At 72.2% G+C, this 16,551-nt stretch carries 15 protein-coding genes; 6 read left to right on the plus strand and 9 right to left on the minus strand.

All coding sequences use genetic code 11. The features are described from left to right. The first annotated feature begins 15 nt into the window (after positions 1 to 15). Positions 16 to 1,557 carry a histidine ammonia-lyase gene (gene hutH / locus AB0447_RS33665; RefSeq protein WP_366480731.1) on the plus strand — a complete coding sequence of 514 codons (1,542 nt, stop codon included), beginning with the start codon at positions 16 to 18 and terminating at the stop codon, positions 1,555 to 1,557. 73 nt (positions 1,558 to 1,630) lie between these two features. Here hutH and AB0447_RS33670 read toward each other — a convergent pair whose 3' ends face one another. After that, positions 1,631 to 1,975, minus strand: coding sequence for an LPXTG cell wall anchor domain-containing protein (locus AB0447_RS33670; protein ID WP_366480715.1), 345 nt, complete (start codon positions 1,973 to 1,975; stop codon positions 1,631 to 1,633). 108 nt (positions 1,976 to 2,083) lie between these two features. Here AB0447_RS33670 and AB0447_RS33675 point away from each other — a divergent pair, with 108 nt between their 5' ends. Next, positions 2,084 to 2,425 carry a hypothetical protein gene (locus tag AB0447_RS33675; RefSeq protein ID WP_366480716.1) on the plus strand — a complete coding sequence of 114 codons (342 nt, stop codon included), beginning with the start codon at positions 2,084 to 2,086 and terminating at the stop codon, positions 2,423 to 2,425. A 138-nt stretch (positions 2,426 to 2,563) separates the two neighbouring features. Beyond that, positions 2,564 to 3,841 (plus strand): Ig-like domain-containing protein, encoded by a 1,278-nt coding sequence (locus AB0447_RS33680; protein ID WP_366480717.1) that lies wholly within the window; start codon positions 2,564 to 2,566, stop codon positions 3,839 to 3,841. Between the two features lie 105 nt (positions 3,842 to 3,946). On the opposite strand, the gene AB0447_RS33685 is transcribed toward AB0447_RS33680, so the two are convergent. After that, on the minus strand, positions 3,947 to 4,894 hold the full coding sequence (locus AB0447_RS33685; protein WP_366480718.1) for a helix-turn-helix transcriptional regulator: 948 nt from the start codon (positions 4,892 to 4,894) through the stop codon (positions 3,947 to 3,949). A gap of 190 nt (positions 4,895 to 5,084) precedes the next feature. Here AB0447_RS33685 and AB0447_RS33690 point away from each other — a divergent pair, with 190 nt between their 5' ends. Further along, the gene (locus tag AB0447_RS33690; protein ID WP_366480719.1) at positions 5,085 to 6,137 is read left to right on the plus strand and encodes an NAD(P)-dependent alcohol dehydrogenase; all 1,053 of its coding nucleotides are present in this window, start codon (positions 5,085 to 5,087) and stop codon (positions 6,135 to 6,137) included. 159 nt (positions 6,138 to 6,296) lie between these two features. On the opposite strand, the gene AB0447_RS33695 is transcribed toward AB0447_RS33690, so the two are convergent. Next, positions 6,297 to 6,956 carry a pyridoxal 5'-phosphate synthase gene (locus AB0447_RS33695; protein ID WP_366480720.1) on the minus strand — a complete coding sequence of 220 codons (660 nt, stop codon included), beginning with the start codon at positions 6,954 to 6,956 and terminating at the stop codon, positions 6,297 to 6,299. A gap of 145 nt (positions 6,957 to 7,101) precedes the next feature. On the opposite strand from AB0447_RS33695, the gene AB0447_RS33700 reads away from it, so the two are divergent. Beyond that, positions 7,102 to 7,644 (plus strand): RidA family protein, encoded by a 543-nt coding sequence (locus AB0447_RS33700; RefSeq protein WP_366480721.1) that lies wholly within the window; start codon positions 7,102 to 7,104, stop codon positions 7,642 to 7,644. Positions 7,645 to 7,655: 11 nt separating this feature from the next. On the opposite strand, the gene AB0447_RS33705 is transcribed toward AB0447_RS33700, so the two are convergent. The 6 genes from AB0447_RS33705 to AB0447_RS33730 all read right to left on the minus strand — a co-directional run bounded on the left by AB0447_RS33705 (position 7,656) and on the right by AB0447_RS33730 (position 14,947). Then, on the minus strand, positions 7,656 to 8,495 hold the full coding sequence (locus AB0447_RS33705) for a PhzF family phenazine biosynthesis isomerase (protein WP_366480723.1): 840 nt from the start codon (positions 8,493 to 8,495) through the stop codon (positions 7,656 to 7,658). A gap of 99 nt (positions 8,496 to 8,594) precedes the next feature. Further along, positions 8,595 to 9,428: a proline hydroxylase gene (locus AB0447_RS33710; RefSeq protein WP_366480724.1), complete on the minus strand. Its 834-nt coding sequence runs from the start codon at positions 9,426 to 9,428 to the stop codon at positions 8,595 to 8,597. A gap of 121 nt (positions 9,429 to 9,549) precedes the next feature. Next, entirely contained in the window at positions 9,550 to 9,741 is a 192-nt protein-coding gene (locus AB0447_RS33715; protein ID WP_366480725.1) for a hypothetical protein, read from the minus strand. A gap of 122 nt (positions 9,742 to 9,863) precedes the next feature. Continuing rightward, positions 9,864 to 12,833, minus strand: a complete 2,970-nt coding sequence (locus tag AB0447_RS33720; protein WP_366480726.1) for an alpha/beta fold hydrolase — start codon at positions 12,831 to 12,833, stop codon at positions 9,864 to 9,866. Between the two features lie 241 nt (positions 12,834 to 13,074). Beyond that, positions 13,075 to 13,743, minus strand: coding sequence for a peptide-methionine (S)-S-oxide reductase MsrA (gene msrA, locus AB0447_RS33725; RefSeq protein WP_366480727.1), 669 nt, complete (start codon positions 13,741 to 13,743; stop codon positions 13,075 to 13,077). A gap of 97 nt (positions 13,744 to 13,840) precedes the next feature. After that, a complete protein-coding gene (locus AB0447_RS33730; RefSeq protein ID WP_366480728.1) occupies positions 13,841 to 14,947 on the minus strand; it encodes a hypothetical protein in 1,107 nt (368 codons plus the stop codon). 50 nt (positions 14,948 to 14,997) lie between these two features. On the opposite strand from AB0447_RS33730, the gene AB0447_RS33735 reads away from it, so the two are divergent. Continuing rightward, a complete protein-coding gene (locus AB0447_RS33735) occupies positions 14,998 to 16,146 on the plus strand; it encodes a cystathionine gamma-synthase (RefSeq protein ID WP_366480729.1) in 1,149 nt (382 codons plus the stop codon). Positions 16,147 to 16,551 lie beyond the last annotated feature (405 nt).

The raw sequence follows: 16,551 nt of genomic DNA on the forward strand, positions 1-16,551 counted from the left end.
GTGCTGAATATGGATATGCACACTGTCGTGGTGGGGACGTCCGGGACCACCGCCGAGGACGTCATCGCCGTGGCCCGCCGGAACGCGCGGGTCGAGCTGTCCGCCGAAGCCCTGGACGCGCTCGCTCGGGCCCGCGCGATCGTGGACACGCTCGCCGCCAAGCCGGAGCCCGTCTACGGGGTGTCCACCGGGTTCGGCGCCCTCGCCACCCGGCACATCTCGCAGGACCTGCGGGCCCAGCTCCAGCGCAACATCGTCCGCTCGCACGCGGCCGGCATGGGCCCGCGGGTCGAGCGCGAGGTCGTCCGGGCGCTGATGTTCCTGCGGCTGAAGACCGTCGCCTCCGGCCACACCGGCGTACGCCCCGAGGTCGCGCAGACCATGGCCGACGTGCTGAACGCCGGCATCACCCCGGTCGTGCACGAGTACGGCTCGCTCGGCTGCTCCGGCGACCTCGCGCCCCTCTCGCACTGCGCGCTCACCCTCATGGGCGAAGGCGACGCCGAGGGCCCCGACGGGGTCGTGCGGAACGCCGGCGAGCTGCTCGCCGAGCACGGGATCGCCCCCGTCGAGCTCCGCGAGAAGGAGGGGCTGGCGCTGCTGAACGGGACCGACGGCATGCTCGGCATGCTGTGCATGGCCCTCGCCGACCTGCGCAAGCTCTACACCTCCGCCGACATCACCGCCGCGCTGTCCCTGGAGGCGCTGCTCGGCACGGAGAAGGTGCTCGCGCCCGAGCTGCACGCCATCCGCCCGCACCCCGGCCAGGGCGAGTCGGCCGCGAACATGGCCGCCGTACTGAAGGACTCCGGTCTCACCGGGCACTTCCAGCACGACGAGGCCCCGCGCGTCCAGGACGCCTACTCGGTGCGCTGCGCCCCGCAGGTGGCCGGGGCCGGCCGCGACACCCTCGCGCACGCCACCCTCGTCGCCTCGCGCGAGCTGGCCTCCGCCGTCGACAACCCGGTGGTCCTGCCCGACGGGCGGGTCGAGTCCAACGGCAACTTCCACGGCGCACCCGTGGCGTACGTCCTCGACTTCCTCGCCATCGCCGCCGCCGACCTGGGGTCGATCGCGGAGCGCCGCACCGACCGGCTGCTGGACAAGAACCGCAGCCACGGCCTGCCGCCGTTCCTCGCCGACGACGCCGGTGTGGACTCCGGCCTGATGATCGCCCAGTACACGCAGGCCGCGCTGGTCAGCGAGATGAAGCGGCTGGCGGTCCCGGCCTCCGCCGACTCCATCCCGTCCTCCGCCATGCAGGAGGACCACGTCTCGATGGGCTGGTCCGCCGCCCGCAAGCTGCGCACCGCGATCGACAACCTGACCCGGATCGTCGCCATCGAGATGTACGCCGCCACCCGCGCGATCGAGCTGCGCACCGGCCTGACCCCGGCTCCCGCCTCCCGGGCGGCGATCTCGGCGGCCCGCGCGGCGGGCGTTGCGGGCCCCGGGCCGGACCGTTTCCTCGCCCCTGACCTGGCCGCCGCCGAGGAATTCATCCGTACGGGTGGACTCGTCGACGCGGTGGAGAGCGTCACCGGGCCGCTCGCCTGACCCGAGGAAGCAGAAGGGCCGTCCCGTGTGGTTCGGGGCGGCCCTCCGGCATGTCGCCAGGGGGCGCGGGGCGCTAGACGGCCCGCGACCGGTGGGCCGAGAAGACCACGAAGCCGGCCCCCACGCCGAGGCAGGCGATGCCGCCGAAGAGGTACGGGGTGGTGTCCGTCCCGCCGGTGTCGGCCAGCACGAGCTGCGGCCGCGGCGCGGAAGCGGAATCCGACCCGGTGCGCCCGGTGGTCCCGGTCACCGGGGTCCGCGAGGCGTTCGCGCTCGCCGGTGCGGCGGCGGGCGGGGTGGCGGTCGCGGGCGTGCCGGAGCGCTCCGGCGCGGTGGCATTGGCGGAGGGGACGAACCAGAGGGCGCCGAGGAGGGTGGTCGCCCCGAGAGCGGTGAGCAGCGGTCGACGTGCGGACACGGTTCGATCCCCCTTGTGGCAGCAGCGAATTGGCCGTGTGCGCCGATGCTAATGAAAGGGGCGGGTCGTGGGGAAGTCCGGGTGCCTCCCAGGCTTACTCTCCGTCGTATGGAGACATCTGACACTGCGCGATACGTACGACTTCGGGTCGATTTGGTACTGGAAGTACCGGATCCGGATGCACTCACCGGAGCGGCACTGGACCACATCAAGGCCGACGAGTTCATGCCGGACGAGGAGCGCAGCCACGCCGAGGCCGCCGTCCGCGAGGACGAGGCGGAGGCCCTCGCCTACCTCGTCGACCCCACCGACCTGATCGCGGAGGTCCCCGGAGTGGAGCTCGCCCAGGCCTCCTGGAGCACCGAGCCGGTGGAATACGACCCCGAGTCCATGGAGTGGGACATCGACGAGGAAGATGGGGTCTTCGACGAAGAGGACGACAACGCCTGACAGTGGGGTGGCCCACATCCGAACGGATTGTGGAACCGAGCCGACACGTGCACGCGTTGTCTGACCAAGGCAGGGGGTGCACCCCCCTGCCCTGGCCCTTCCCGGGCTCGAGCCTCGATCCCCGGGATTCCGGCAACGATGGAGTGGCGTGTGAGGACGTACAGCAAGGGGCGGAGAAAGGGCCTGGCGGCCATATCCGTCCTGCTCGGTGGTGTACTGATGCTCTCGGCGTGCAGTGACGGGGACGAAAGCGGCACCCCCAAGGGCAACGGCGAGGCGACCGGCAAGTCCCAGGCGGACGTCGACGCGGCGGCCGCCAAGGACACGTCCAAGGCCCGAATAGCCATCACGCCCAAGGACGGCGCCACCAATGTCGGCCTGAACTCCGACACCACCGTGACGGTCAGCGACGGCACCCTCACCAAGGTGGAGATGAAGTCCTCCGAGGGCACCGCGGTCGCCGGCAAGATCTCCGCCGACGGCAAGAGCTGGAAGCCCCAGGCCGCCCTCAAGCGCTCCACCAAGTACGCACTCTCGGCCACCGCCAAGGACGCCGAAGGCCGCGAGGCCCACGAGAACGCCTCCTTCACCACCGTCTCCCCGGAGAACAGCTTCGTCGGCTCGTTCACCCCCGAGGACGGCCAGAAGGTCGGCGTCGGCATGCCGGTCTCGATCAGGTTCAACAAGCCGATCAAGGACAAGAAGGCCGTCCAGTCGGCGATCACCGTGTCCTCCAGCAGCGGCCAGGAGGTCGTCGGCCACTGGTTCAACGCCCAGCGCCTCGACTTCCGCCCCGAGCAGTACTGGCAGGCGAACTCCACCGTCACGCTGAAGATGAAGCTGGACGGCGTCGAGGGCGCCCCCGGCGTGGTCGGCGTCCAGGACCGCACCGCGACCTTCCAGATCGGCCGCAGCCAGGTCTCGCTGGTCGACGCGAAGACGAAGAAGATGACGGTCAAGCGGGACGGCCAGGTCCTCAAGACCATCCCGATCTCCGCGGGCTCCCCGGCCACCCCGACCTACAACGGCCAGATGGTGATCTCCGAGAAGTTCAGGGAGACCCGGATGAACGGCGCCACCGTCGGCTTCACGGACGACGACGGCAAGGGCGAGTACGACATCAAGGACGTCCCGCACGCCATGCGGCTGTCGACCTCCGGCACCTTCATCCACGGCAACTACTGGGGCGACGACTCCATCTTCGGCAGCGTCAACACCAGCCACGGCTGCGTGGGCCTGAACGACGCCAAGGGTGCGGGCGACCCGAACCAGCCGGCCGCCTGGTTCTTCGACCAGTCGCTCATCGGCGACGTCGTCACCGTGGTCAACTCCCCGGACAAGACCATCACCCCGGACAACGGCCTGAACGGCTGGAACATGAACTGGTCCGCCTGGAAGGCCGGTTCCGCCGTCTGAGGCACGGCGCACGGTCGGCGCGCGGTGAGCCGCGCACCCACTGAACGACCCCGTACGGCGGGGAGTCCCATGGCGGACTCCCCGCCGTACGCGTTCGCCACCGGATCAAGCCGGAGCGGTACCGGCCCCGGACTCGACCCCGGCCCCGGACTCGACCCCGGCCCCGGATCCGGCCCCAGCCTCGGCCCCGGATCCGGTCCCGGCCGGATCCGGTACGCCCCAGGACGCCAGCAGCCGCAGCGCGTCCGCCGACGCCGAGCCCGGCTCCGCGTGGAAGGTCACCAGCGCCTGCTCCGGGTTGTCCATCAGCCGGAACGTCTCGAACGACAGCGACATCGACCCCACCAGCGGATGCCGCAGCCGCTTCACCCCGTGCGCCTTGTCCGCCACCGTATGGGCCGCCCACAGCCGCCGGAACTCCTCGTTCTTCACCGACAGCTCGCCCACCAGCGAGGACAGCTGCGGATCGTCCGGATGCAGGCCCGCGTACAGCCGCAGATTGCTGACCACCTCGCAGGCCCGGCAGTCCCAGTCCCGGTACAGCGCCGCCGTGGCCCCGTCCAGGAACACCAGCCGGACCAGGTTCCGCTCCGCCGCCGGCAGGGCCGCGAAGTCCCCGAACACCGCCCGCGCCAGCCGGTTCCAGCCGATCACGTCCTGCCGGCGCCCCACGATGTACGCCGGTACGCCCTCCATCGCGTCCAGCAGCGTGAGCAGCTCGGGCCGCACCTGCTCGGGCCGGTAGCTCTGCCGCCGCTTGCGCGCCGTCGGCCGCGCCAGGTGAGTCAGATGCGCCCGCTCCACCTCGTCCAGGCGCAGCGCCCGGGCGATGGCGTCCAGCACCTCCGCGGACACGTTCTGCCCGTGCCCCTGCTCCAGCCGCGTGTAGTACGCCACCGACACCCCGGCGAGCTGTGCCAGCTCCTCGCGGCGCAGGCCGGGCACCCGCCGGTGCCGCCCGTACTTGGGCAGGCCGACGTCCGCGGGCTGGAGCCGGGCGCGGCGGGAGCGCAGGAACTCGCTCAGTTCGGCTCGCTGATCAAGCTGGTCCATTCCGCCAGTATCACCGGGTGGTGTGCGGGCCGGGCCGGAAATATTGCCGGGTGCCTGACCCTGCTGGGGGTAGGTTCGCCAGTCCTAGGCTGAGCAGGGGGCTGGGTGGCCCGGCCGGCCCGCGGCATCGTTGCTTCCGTCACCGACCCGGCGGACCAGATCCGGCGGACCAGATCCGAGGAGCATCGCAATGTCCCAGGCCACTGCCACCCAGGTCGCCGCCTTCGCCGCCCCCGAGCCCAAGGCCCCCCTGGAGCGGACGACCGTCCCGCGGCGTGCCGTCGGCCCGCACGACGTCCTCATCGACATCAAGTACGCCGGGATCTGCCACTCCGACATCCACCAGGTCCGCGACGGCTGGCGCGAGGGCATCTACCCCATGGTCCCCGGCCACGAGATCGCCGGCGTGGTCACCGAGGTCGGCGCGGACGTCACCCGGTTCGCCGTCGGCGACCGGGTCGGCGTCGGCTGCTTCGTCGACTCCTGCCGCGAGTGCGAGGCTTGCCTGCAGGGCCAGGAGCAGCACTGCCTCGAGGCGACCGGCACCTACAACGCCCTCGACGAGAACGGCGACCCGACCTACGGCGGCTACTCCAGCCACATCGTCGTGGACGAGAACTACACCGTCCGCATCCCCGACGGCCTCTCCCTCGACGTCGCCGCCCCGCTGCTGTGCGCCGGCATCACCCTGTACTCCCCGCTCAAGCACTGGCAGGCCGGTCCCGGCAAGAAGGTCGCGATCGTCGGCCTCGGCGGCCTCGGCCACATGGGCGTCAAGATCGCGGCGGCGCTCGGCGCGGAGGTCACCGTCCTCTCCCAGTCCCTGCGGAAGAAGGACGACGGCCTGGCGCTCGGAGCCACCCACTACTACGCGACCAGCGACGAGTCGACCTTCACCGAGCTCGCCGGCCGCTTCGACCTGGTCGTCTCCACCGTCTCGGCCCCCCTCGACCTGGGCGCCTACCTCGGCCTGCTCAAGGTGGGCGGCACCCTGGTGAACGTCGGTGCCCCGGAGGAGCCGGTCTCGCTGAACCTGTTCTCGGTCATCGGCGGCAACAAGACGCTGGCCGGCTCGATGATCGGCGGCATCGCCGAGACCCAGGAGATGCTGGACTTCTGCGCCGAGCACGGCCTGGGTTCGGAGATCGAGCTGATCGGCGCCGACCAGATCAACGAGGCGTACGCGCGGGTGGAGGCCAGCGACGTCCGCTACCGGTTCGTCATCGACGCCTCGACGATCTGACCGGAGCGCCTGCTGGCCCTGGGCGAGCAGGACTCCCTGCGCGTCCTTCGCAGGCGAGGAACCCAGCCCCTCACAGCCGGTCTGATCAGCCCTTCTCTCCTCCAATGGAAGTGGCCCCCCGCGTGTCGGGTTTCCCGCCAGGACCTCCAGAAAGTCGCCCTAGGGCCAGAGCAGTTGGCGCGACCATGACCCGTCGGCGGCCCGCCGGTAGCGCAGGCGCGTGTGGCGGCGGGCGGCGTCGCCCTGGAAGAACTCGACCTCGGCGGCGTCGAGGACGTACCGCGTCCAGGTCGGCGCCGCCGCGTCCGGCTCGGCCGCGGCCCGCTCCCAGGCTGCCGCCGAGGCCAGCGCCAGCTCCTCCGCCGAGCCCAGCACCTCGCTCTGCCGTCCGGTCAGTGCCGCCGCCAGTGCCCCGCGCGAGCGCACCGCCAGGTCCGCCCGGCTCTCCTCCGGGCCGCACGCGCCGACCCGGCCCCGGATCCGCACCTGCCGGCCCACCGCCGGCCAGTAGAAGCACAGCGCCGCCTCCGGCCGGCCCGCCAGCTGGCGCCCTTTGGCGCTGGTGGCGTGCGAGGCGAAGTGCCAGCCGCGGTCATCGACGTCGTGCAGCATGAGGATGCGTACGTCGGGACGCCCCTCGGCGTCCACCGTGGCCAGGGCCATGGTGTGCGGCTCCACCTGCCCGGCCCGGGCGGCCTGTACGAACCACTCCCGGAACAGGGTCGGCGGCTCGGCCGGCGCAGCCTCGGCATCGAACTCGGGGAGCGGGGTGGCCCATACCCGCAGCGCGTGCAGGGTGGCGTGGAAGTCGCTGGTCATGGCCCCAGGCTAGGGGGCGGGTGCAGGCGGGCCCCGGCGGCCTTAGCAGACCGGTGCCCCCGTCGTCAGCGCAAGGGCGGAGACCGTCACGGTGGGCCGGGGGCGGTGGGACGATGGCGCGTGGTCGAGGTCACCAGGGGGTGCCATGAGCGTTGATGCCCGCAAGAGGCTTGCCGTGCTCGGACTGAAGCTGCCGGAGGTGAGCCCGCCCAAGGGGGTGTACGTACCCGCCGTGTGCAGCGGGAAGTTCGTCTTCGTGGCCGGTCAGATTCCCATGTCGGACGGCGAGTTGGTGCAGACCGGCCGGGTGGGCGCGGAGGTGACGCCCGAGCGGGCCAGGGAGCTGAGCAGGCAGTGCGCGCTGGCCGCGCTGGCGGCCGTGGACTCGGTGGCCGGGCTGGAATCCGTGGTGCGGGTGGTGAAGGTGGTCGGGTACGTGTCCTCCGCGCCCGGGTTCACCTGGCAGGCCGGCGTGGTGGACGGGGCGAGCGAGCTGTTCGTGGACCTGTTCGGCGAGTCTGGCCGGCATGCGCGCAGTGCGATCGGGGTGAGCATCCTGCCGCTGAACGCGCCCGTGGAGATCGAGGTCCTGGTGGAGGTGTCCGGGCCCGAGGTCGAGTCGGAGGTTTTCGGGCCCGCGGTTTCCGGGTCGGAGGTTTCCGGGCCGCGCGAGGACGACGCTCCTTAGGGGCGGGCCGGTCAGGCGATCGGGACCGCCGTGCCGGTGACCTCGATGCCGGCCGCCGGATCCGCCGGAACGCCCACCGTGATGAGGCTCGGGCGCCCCATGTCCACGCCCTGGTGGATGGTCAGTACGGCAGGCGTGTCGATGAGGCGGAGGCTCCGCAGGTAGCCGCCGAGGGCGGCGGCGGCCGCGCCGGTCGCCGGGTCCTCGACCACGCCGCCGGGCGGGAACGGGTTGCGGGCGTGGAAGACGGTCTCCGACTCGCGCCGGACCAGGGCGACCGTGGCCCAGTCCCGGCGCGCCATCAGCTCGCCCAGCGCCCGCATGTCGTAGTCGAGCTCGGCGAGCCGTTCGCGGCTCGCGGCCGCGATCACCGGATGCCAGGCTCCTGCGTAGGCGGCCCGGGGCGGCAGGGCGGGGTCGAGGTCGGCGGCGGACCAGCGCAGCGCGGCCAGGAGTTCGGCCAGATCGGGCTCGCTGATCGCCGCCGTGCGCGGCTCGACGCTCACCAGGGTGGCGACGACCACATCGTCCGGGCCTGCCGAGGTGCTCACGGGGACCGGGCCCGCCTGGGTGTGCAGCAGCAGGTCGCCGACCCCGTGGCGCTGGGCGTGGGCGACAGCGGTGGCGATGGTGGCGTGGCCGCAGAAGGGCACTTCGGTCTGCGGGCTGAAGTAGCGGATGTCGAGCGAGCCGTCCTGGCGGGGGACGACGAAGGCCGTCTCCGAATAGCCGACTTCCGCCGCGGTGGCGGCCATCGTCGCCTCGTCCATGCCGGTGGCGTCCAGCACCACACCCGCCGGGTTCCCGCCCAGCGGGTCGGTGCTGAAGGCCACGTAGCGCAAGAGGTCCATCACCCGAACGTAGCGTGATGTCTGGCGGGCCGTCAAAAACTCTGGGTCATCGCGAAGTTGCCGTTGGCGCGTGTGGAATGCGCTGGTCGGCGGGGTGGTTCAGGCCCAGGTGAGCAGCTGCCCGGACGTGCTGATTCCCACCGCGAATCCCAGTGCGATTCTGCGGTCCCCGTGGCTGGGGCGTACGGCGTGGAAGTTGCGGGGGTCGATGAGCAGGGCCTCGCCGACCTCGGGGGCGAGCTCGATGGACTCGGCGCCCCGCACCACCGCCTCGTCGTACCCGTACGAGGCGTTGGGCAGCCGGTACGCCTCGTCCCCGGGCTGCCAGCGGTGCCGCCACAGGACCGTCTCGCCGCCCGAGGGCGGCACGCTGAGATACAGGTTGAAGGCGAACTGGCCGATCAGGGGGGTGTCGAGGAGGTCCTCCGCGTACTCGCGGAGGGCGTCGTCGAAATGGACCTGGAATCCCTGGTTCGGCTCCCGGGCCACCCCGTCGCCCATCTCCCGGCCGCCCCGGCGGCCGACCGCCACCCCGTGCGGCCAGTGCGCGGCGAGCCCCTCCCGGCAGGTGCGGAAGGGGTCGAAGGGCAGGCCCAGCCCTTTCCAGGCCTCGTGATGCCCCTCCAGGGCCTTCCAGTAGCTGTCGGCGACCCCGCCGTCCGCCATGTGGTCGCTGACGCCGACACCGAACCTCATCACCGGCGGATGGATGCGGGTCGTGCCGTACGAGTCGAACGCCTTTTCCTTCAGGGCGCCGAGCACTTCTTCGCACCATTGCCGCGGCAGGAAGCCCGGCACCCGCACCGCCGCGTACCGCCCGGCGGCGAGGCCGGCGAGCAGGTCGTGGGTGAAGGCCGGTGCGGTGGCGGCGCGGAAGAACGGATCGTGCGGCGGGTCCGCCAACGCGCCCTGCGTGGATTGCGCTGATGTCATGCGATCGCCCCCCGGTCGTCGAGAAATGAGAACCGAACAGAAAGCAGAGAACAGCGGCTGTGCGTCAGTGCGTGTGTACGTCCGTGCGTTCGTGCGTCCGTGCGTCCGTGCAGTGGTGTGGTTATGCCGGATGCGTTCCGCTGGTCGCGCGGAACGCGGTCTTGGCGTCGAGCTCGAGCGCCTGGCGTCCGGCCTCCAGCGCTTCCATCGCGATGCGTCTGCCGACCTCCGCCTGCAGTTCCTCCAGCTCGCTCCCCGGGGCACCCCACTGCAGGGACTGGCCGTCGTTCGCATCGGCGGGGAGAGCGTTCATCGGCGGACCTCCGTGCATGTTCGGTGTGGGATGCGTCACACAGAGTGAGGCAATGCCAGGCTACGCGCAAGCCCGCCACCGACGGTGGCGTTCCGCGCAACTGGCCCCGAAAGCGGGAGGTTTCAGCCGGGCATCTCCCGGCCCACCGTCTCCAGTGCCGCCCTGGCCTGCACGGACAGCGGATGCTCCGAAGCCACCACCCGGTCGAGGTCGCGCACCAGTGCCCGCAGCTTGTTCACTGCTTCGGGGGTACGCCCCAGGATGGGCAGGAGGACGAGGACGTGGGTCCACCGCAGGCGCATCACGAGGTTGGAGTCCGGTGGCTGGGACGCGTCGTGCAGAGCCTCCCGGATCATCTGCTCCGCCTCGCGGTGGCGGGCCTGGCCCAGCAGGGCGTGCGCCAGGGTCTCCCGTACGCGCAGGATCTCGGGAGTGGAGGGCGGCCAGTGGTTGCGGCGGCTGATGTCCAGGATCTGCCGGGCCTCCTCCTCCGCCTCCGTGTAGCGGTCGAGGGCGAGCAGTGCCCGGGCCAGGGTGTGGCGGACCACGAGGGTGTCGTAGTACTCGGGGCCGCGCACGTTCTCCTCCGCCTCGACGATGGAGCGCAGCATGAGCTCGACCTGCTCGTTCTTCTCCCTGTCCCCTTCCTGTTCGTTGATCGCCCGGGCGAGCTTGTGCCTGCTGGCGAGGGTGTCGGCGTCGTTCTCCCCCAGGATGCGGGTGCGGGCCTCGACCACGAGTCTCAGCTCCTCCTCGGCCCGTGTCAGCTGCTCCCCTTCGAGGAGGATGCGGCCCTGCTCGTGGCGCAGCCCCAGGATCTCCCGGTCGTCGCGGTCGAAGCCGAAGGAGGCGCAGTTCTCGGTCAGCGCGTGGACGAAGTCGTACGCGGGCGTCAGCAGGCCCACGGCGATCAGGTAGCGGGCGGTCAGCCGGGCCAGTTCCAGGGCCGCGGTCCGCACGGTGCGGTCGGACGGCTTGAGTTCGCCGAGCAGGCAGGCCCGGGAGACCTCCATCGCGTGCGGGGCGAGTGCGGACCACAGCGGCCAGTTGGTGGGGTGGTCGGGATTTCGCTGGTGGGAGGCCGAGAGCACCATCCGCACGGCCAGTCCGTAGTAGTCCGCGGACCGGTCCCGCACCTCCTCGTCCTCGCGCAGGACACCGTGCACGACGGGGTGCAGGGTCAGTACGTGGGCCAGGTCGCGTTCCGCGACGCCCTCGCGCTGGTAGGCGTCCACCAGCCCGAAGTCCTCCAGGCCCGTGAGGTCGGCGCGGGTCCGGGCCGGGGTGGCGCCGGGGAACAGCGGGGACTGGCCGAGCGCGGGGCCGCTGAGCAGGCAGCGGTAGGGGATCGGGGCGATGCTCAGGCAGGCGAGGACCTTCAGCAGGGTGGCCGATCCGGCCAGTTCGCGCCGGCGCAGCAGGTCCAGGGCGATGCCGCAGACCTTCTCCACGATCTCCCGGCCGAGCAGCTCGCTGAGGTCCGGGCCCGCCTGGTCCGCGGAGGTCTCGACCCGCGCGGCGAAGGTCCGGCGGAAGCTCTCGAAGTCCCTGATGTCGCTGTCCAGGGAGACGTGGCTCTCGTTGACGGCCTTGATCGCGTCGGCGGCGTGCCGCAGCGCGAGCGGCAGCCCGCCCAGCTCGCGGGACAGCCTGCGGGCGTCCTCGTTCGTGCCGCCCCGGCCGCCGGTCCGCTCCAGCAGCAGGGAGGCGCCGTCGTCCTCGTGCAGCGGCAGGACCTGGTGGACGGCGCTCCAGTCGCCCCAGGTCTGCTGGCGGCGCACCCGGCTGGTGACCAGCACCGTGCCGCGCGCGTTCTGCGGCTTGCGCAGCCAGCCGGTGCCGTCGGAGACCAGGCCGTCGCGCGGGCCCAGCCGTGCGGGGTCGTCGGCGTTGTCGAAGATCAGGAGCCAGGGGTCGGGGCAGTCGTTGAGGAGTTTCCAGACCAGGTTCATGGAGTTGCCGAGGAGCCAGGCCCGTTCGACCGCGATGGAGGGGGCGCCGAGGTCGTGGGCCATCATCCGCATGCGGAGGTTGAGTTCGGGCATCGACACCCACCACACGCGGTGTCCGGCGCGCTGGGCTCGGTCGGCGACCTCCAGGGCCAGCCGGCTCTTGCCGGACCCGCCGAGGCCCGCCAGGACGTGCACCTGCTGAGTGAACCGCCCGGACAGCAGGGAGCCGGCCAGGCTCTGCCGGTCCTGTCCCTTGAACTGGCCCTCGTCCAACTGGCCGTACGGCGGGGGCGGGAAGGGCGCCAGGTCCAGTTCCCCGGCGGCGGGCGGCGGCAGCGAGGGCCGTCCGGAGGCCTCGGCCGGGGAGAGGGGGCGCGCGGGTGCGGGACCGAGGGGCAGCGGGGTGAACTCCTCCTCGGGCGGGGCGTCCCGGGCCGCTTCGAGCAGGGCTCCGCGTACGGCCATGTAGGAGGCCGCCGCGCGGTCGGCGGGCTGGACGATGGAGAAGTGGTCGGCGGTGACCACCCCGCCCTTGGGGAAGACGCCGCGGGCCACGACCGGCGGGACGATGTCGTCGGCGGAGCCCCCGTAGGCGCGGACCGGTATCGGGCACTCCTGGTCGCTGTACGCGCGGGCGTGCACCACGGCGCTCAGGACGGTGCGCTGCGCTTCGGTCACCGCCCGGTCGAAGGGGCGCAGCTGCTGCTCCTGCGGGTTGCGCCAGAGCTTGAGGGCCTTGCGTACGGTGAGGAAGAAACCGGAGCCGGTGTTGGGGCAGGCGAACATGGTGAAGTGCTTGATGCGGGCCAGCTCGCTGCCCTCGCCGTTCCACAGCTTGCGGGCCAGGAACCGCTGGACGATCAGGCCGCCCTGGCTGTGGGTCACCAGTACGATCCGCTCGGCGCCGGCGAGCTCGGTCTCCAGGAAGGTGCCCAGCTGGTCGGCGACGTCGTCGGTTTCGGCGACCCGGCGGTCGGGCCGGAGCCGGACGAGCGGGGAGTCGTACTCGAAGCAGTGGACGCTGACCCAGTCGGACAGCTCGGAGTCGGTGGTGATGAGTGCGTGAAAGGCCTTCCACACCTTCGCCGAGGAGAACAGGCCGTGCACGAGCACGAGGTGGACGCGCGTCCGTACCGCCATCGCGAACCTCCGCAGCCATAAAAGGTGTTGAAGCAGAAGGATTTCGGTCGCAGATGAAGAAGCAGCCGGCTCAATGATGCACGAGGGGTGACCACAGGAGCCAGAACGAGACAGCCGCGGATGACGGCGCCGGGAGGCCGTGGGGGAGGCGGGTGGTCCAGACCTGATCAGTGCCCGGAGGGGCGCGACGGCAGCCGGCCGGCGAACACGGACGCGAGCGCCGGGCCGGGCTGCAGGATGCTCACTCCCCGGGTGCCTGGGCCACGCCGATCGGGCAGGACACGCCGGTGCCGCCGATGCCGCAGTAGCCCGCCGGGTTCTTGTCGAGGTACTGCTGGTGGTAGGCCTCCGCCGGCCAGAACGGGCGGTCCGAGGCCGGGAGGACCGCGGTGGTGATCTGCCCGTAGCCCGAGGAGGTCAGGACCTGCTGGTAGGCCTCGCGGGAGGCTTCGGCCGCGGCCTGCTGGGACGGGGAGTGGGTGTAGACGGCCGAGCGGTACTGGGTGCCGACGTCGTTGCCCTGGCGGAAGCCCTGGGTCGGGTTGTGGGACTCCCAGAACAGCTTCAGGAGGGTGCCGTAGTCGACCTGCGACGGGTCGAAGACGACCCGGACGACCTCCGTGTGGCCGGTCATGCCGGAGCAGACCTCCTCGTACGTCGGGTTCTCGGTGAACCCGCCCTGGTAGCCGGCCAGGGTCGTCCAGACGCCCGGGGTCTGCCAGAACTTGCGCTCCGCACCCCAGAAACAGCCCAGGCCGAAGTCCGCGATCTCCAGACCCTCCGGGTAGGGCCCGGCGAGGGGGTTCCCGAGGACCGTGTGGCGCTCGGGCAGGGCGAAGAGGGGCTCCGGGCGGCCCTTGAGGGCCTCCTCGCGGGTGGGGAGCTCGGGCGTACGGCGATACGTGAACATGCGTGGCCTCCTTTGTATGGGGAGAACGGGGGAGGGCGGCCGGGGATTCCCCGACCGCCCTCCCGGCACGCCGCGTGCCGCACGCGGTGGCCGCGCGTCAGCTGGGGAGGGTGGCCGGGGAGCCGCCGTTCGCCTCGTAGCCGCCCACCGCGAGGGCACGGAACACCGCGTACATCTCGGCCGGGTCGGGGCTGTGCGACCAGGGGAGCGCGCCCACACACCCGTCCACGTGGCGGATCTGCTCCATCGCCTCCGCCCACCGCTCGCCGTTGACCAGGAAGAAGAGCAGCAGGTGGCGGACGTGCGCCAGCATCGGGTCGTCCTGGCGGGCCGAGTGCACCGCGTACAGGGCGCCCTCCACGGCCCGGCTCACCACCGCGCTCTGGAAGAAGTTCTGGACGAGCACGACCTCGGGCAGGTGCTCGTACACCGCGAACAGCGGGAGGGCCGCCAGCAGGGACCCCTGCGGGGCGCGGGCCGCCGCCGCGTGCGTGAACGCGTCCGCCTGGTCCTGCGAGCCGTGCCACTTCTCGCACCAGTAGTGCAGGGCCGCGAGGTGCGCGCCCAGATGCTCCGGGGCGCGGTCCATCACCTCCGCCCACAGCACGTCGAACTCCGCCGACGGGTACGCCAGCCCGCGCGCGACCGCCAGCTCCGTGATGTACGGGACCGGGTCGCCCGGCGCCAGCAGCGCCGCCTTCCGGCAGGCGTCCCGGGCCTCCTCCAGGATGATCCGGTGGTCCGTGGAGCCGACCCCGCCCGACTGCCGCCAGGCCTGCTGCACCAGGAACTCGGCGTGCACCTGGGCGCCGCCCGCATCCTTCTCGGCCTCCAGCCGCCAGGCCTTCAGCCACCGCGCACCCGTACCCGGCTGCTGCGCCAGCTCCAGCGCCGCCGCCCCGGCGAAGGCCTGCACCCGCTGCCAGCGCTGCTCGCCCTCCTTCGGGGTGCCGGCCAGCAGCTGCGACGCCGCCTGCCACTGCCCGGTGCCCTGCACCACGCCGAGCGCGTCCATCAGGTCCTGGTCGGGGCCGGGGACCCGGATGTCGAGCTGTTCCTGCCGTACGAAGCCGTAGTTCGCCGGGTCGGCCGCATCGGGGCTGCCGGGCGCGACCAGACGCAGCCCGCCCCGGCGACGCCGTATCCACGGGCCGAGGACGGCCACCAGCAGGCCGATCGCGATCAGGAACCAGAGAATCTCCATACGCCCAAGCGAACCAGACGGACCGGCCCGGAGGCGAATAGGCTCTGCCCATGAGCCATGACCACCAGAGCTTCGAGACCCGCGCCATCCATGCGGGCAACACGGCGGACCCGCTGACCGGCGCGGTCGTGCCCCCGATCTACCAGGTGTCGACCTACAAGCAGGACGGGGTCGGCGGCCTGCGCGGCGGCTACGAGTACAGCCGCAGCGCCAACCCGACGCGGACCGCGCTGGAGGAGAACCTCGCGGCGCTGGAGGGCGGCCGGCGCGGCCTGGCCTTCGCGTCCGGGCTGGCGGCCGAGGACTGCCTGCTGCGGACCCTGCTGGCGCCCGGCGACCACGTGGTCATCCCGAACGACGCGTACGGCGGCACCTTCCGGCTGTTCGCGAAGGTCGTGTCGCGCTGGGGCGTGGAATGGTCGGTGGCGGACACCTCCGACCCGGCGTCGGTGCGGGCCGCGCTGACCGACCGTACGAAGGTGGTGTGGGTCGAGACCCCCTCCAACCCGCTGCTGGGCATCACCGACATCGCGGTGGTCGCGGACATCGCGCGGACGGCGGGCGCCAAGCTGGTCGTCGACAACACCTTCGCTTCGCCGTACCTGCAGCAGCCCCTCTCCCTGGGCGCGGACGTGGTCGTGCACTCCCTGACCAAGTACATGGGCGGGCACTCCGACGTGGTCGGCGGGGCGCTGGTCACCGCGGACGCGGCGCTGGGCGAGGAACTGGCCTACCACCAGAACGCGATGGGGGCGGTGGCCGGGCCGTTCGACTCGTGGATCGTGCTGCGGGGCATCAAGACCCTCGCCGTCCGGATGGACCGGCACAGCGAGAACGCGGGCCGGGTCGCGGACATGCTGACCCGCCACCCCAAGGTCACCAAGGTCCTCTACCCGGGGCTGCCCGAGCACCCGGGGCACGAGATCGCGGCCAAGCAGATGCGGGCGTTCGGCGGCATGATCTCCTTCCAGGTCGCGGGCGGGGAGGAGGCGGCGGTCGAGGTCTGCAACCGGGCGAAGCTGTTCACGCTGGGTGAGTCCCTCGGCGGTGTGGAGTCCCTGATCGAGCACCCGGGGCGGATGACGCATGCGTCGGCGGCCGGGTCTGCGCTGGAGGTTCCGGGCGACCTGGTTCGCCTCTCGGTAGGCATCGAAGCCGCCGACGACCTCCTCGCGGACCTCACCCAGGCCCTGGGCTAACCCCTGGCCCCTTGGCCCCCTGGGCCCTGGCCCCTCGGCCCCTGGCCCTCTGGCTGCGGGGGTTGGGGCCGGTGGTGCCCTGCGGGTCGGCTTCCTGGGGCTCCGCCCCGGACCCCGCGCCTCAATCGCCGGCGGGGCTGGGGTGCGGTCCGGCGGGGCTGGGCGGGTGCCTTCCGGCGGGGCTGGATTGGGCGGTTTCAGCCCGCGCGGCGTTTGAGCGCACCGGGTGCGGAGCACCCGGAACGGGTGCCGGGCGGAGCCCGGGCACCCGGCGGGGGCCGGGGCCGCAGGCCCCGGTTTCGGGAAGGGGCGGGGTGGGGGAAGGCTCCGCGCAGCGGCCCCCCCCCCCCCCCCGGGCCCCCGCCCCCCCCCCCCCCCCCCGGCCGGCACGCCCCGCCCGCGCCC

Source organism: Streptomyces sp. NPDC051211 (assembly GCF_040689505.1).
GTDB lineage: Bacteria > Actinomycetota > Actinomycetes > Streptomycetales > Streptomycetaceae > Streptomyces.

Coding starts and splice junctions, on each gene's coding strand:
- hutH (WP_366480731.1), top strand. CDS start 16: ATGCACACTGTCGTGGTGGGGACGTCCGGGACCACCGCCGAGGACGTC.
- AB0447_RS33675 (WP_366480716.1), top strand. CDS start 2,084: ATGGAGACATCTGACACTGCGCGATACGTACGACTTCGGGTCGATTTG.
- AB0447_RS33680 (WP_366480717.1), top strand. CDS start 2,564: ATGGAGTGGCGTGTGAGGACGTACAGCAAGGGGCGGAGAAAGGGCCTG.
- AB0447_RS33685 (WP_366480718.1), bottom strand. CDS start 4,894: ATGGACCAGCTTGATCAGCGAGCCGAACTGAGCGAGTTCCTGCGCTCC.
- AB0447_RS33690 (WP_366480719.1), top strand. CDS start 5,085: ATGTCCCAGGCCACTGCCACCCAGGTCGCCGCCTTCGCCGCCCCCGAG.
- AB0447_RS33695 (WP_366480720.1), bottom strand. CDS start 6,956: ATGACCAGCGACTTCCACGCCACCCTGCACGCGCTGCGGGTATGGGCC.
- AB0447_RS33700 (WP_366480721.1), top strand. CDS start 7,102: ATGAGCGTTGATGCCCGCAAGAGGCTTGCCGTGCTCGGACTGAAGCTG.
- AB0447_RS33705 (WP_366480723.1), bottom strand. CDS start 8,495: ATGGACCTCTTGCGCTACGTGGCCTTCAGCACCGACCCGCTGGGCGGG.
- AB0447_RS33710 (WP_366480724.1), bottom strand. CDS start 9,428: ATGACATCAGCGCAATCCACGCAGGGCGCGTTGGCGGACCCGCCGCAC.
- AB0447_RS33715 (WP_366480725.1), bottom strand. CDS start 9,741: ATGAACGCTCTCCCCGCCGATGCGAACGACGGCCAGTCCCTGCAGTGG.
- AB0447_RS33720 (WP_366480726.1), bottom strand. CDS start 12,833: ATGGCGGTACGGACGCGCGTCCACCTCGTGCTCGTGCACGGCCTGTTC.
- msrA (WP_366480727.1), bottom strand. CDS start 13,743: ATGTTCACGTATCGCCGTACGCCCGAGCTCCCCACCCGCGAGGAGGCC.
- AB0447_RS33730 (WP_366480728.1), bottom strand. CDS start 14,947: ATGGAGATTCTCTGGTTCCTGATCGCGATCGGCCTGCTGGTGGCCGTC.
- AB0447_RS33735 (WP_366480729.1), top strand. CDS start 14,998: ATGAGCCATGACCACCAGAGCTTCGAGACCCGCGCCATCCATGCGGGC.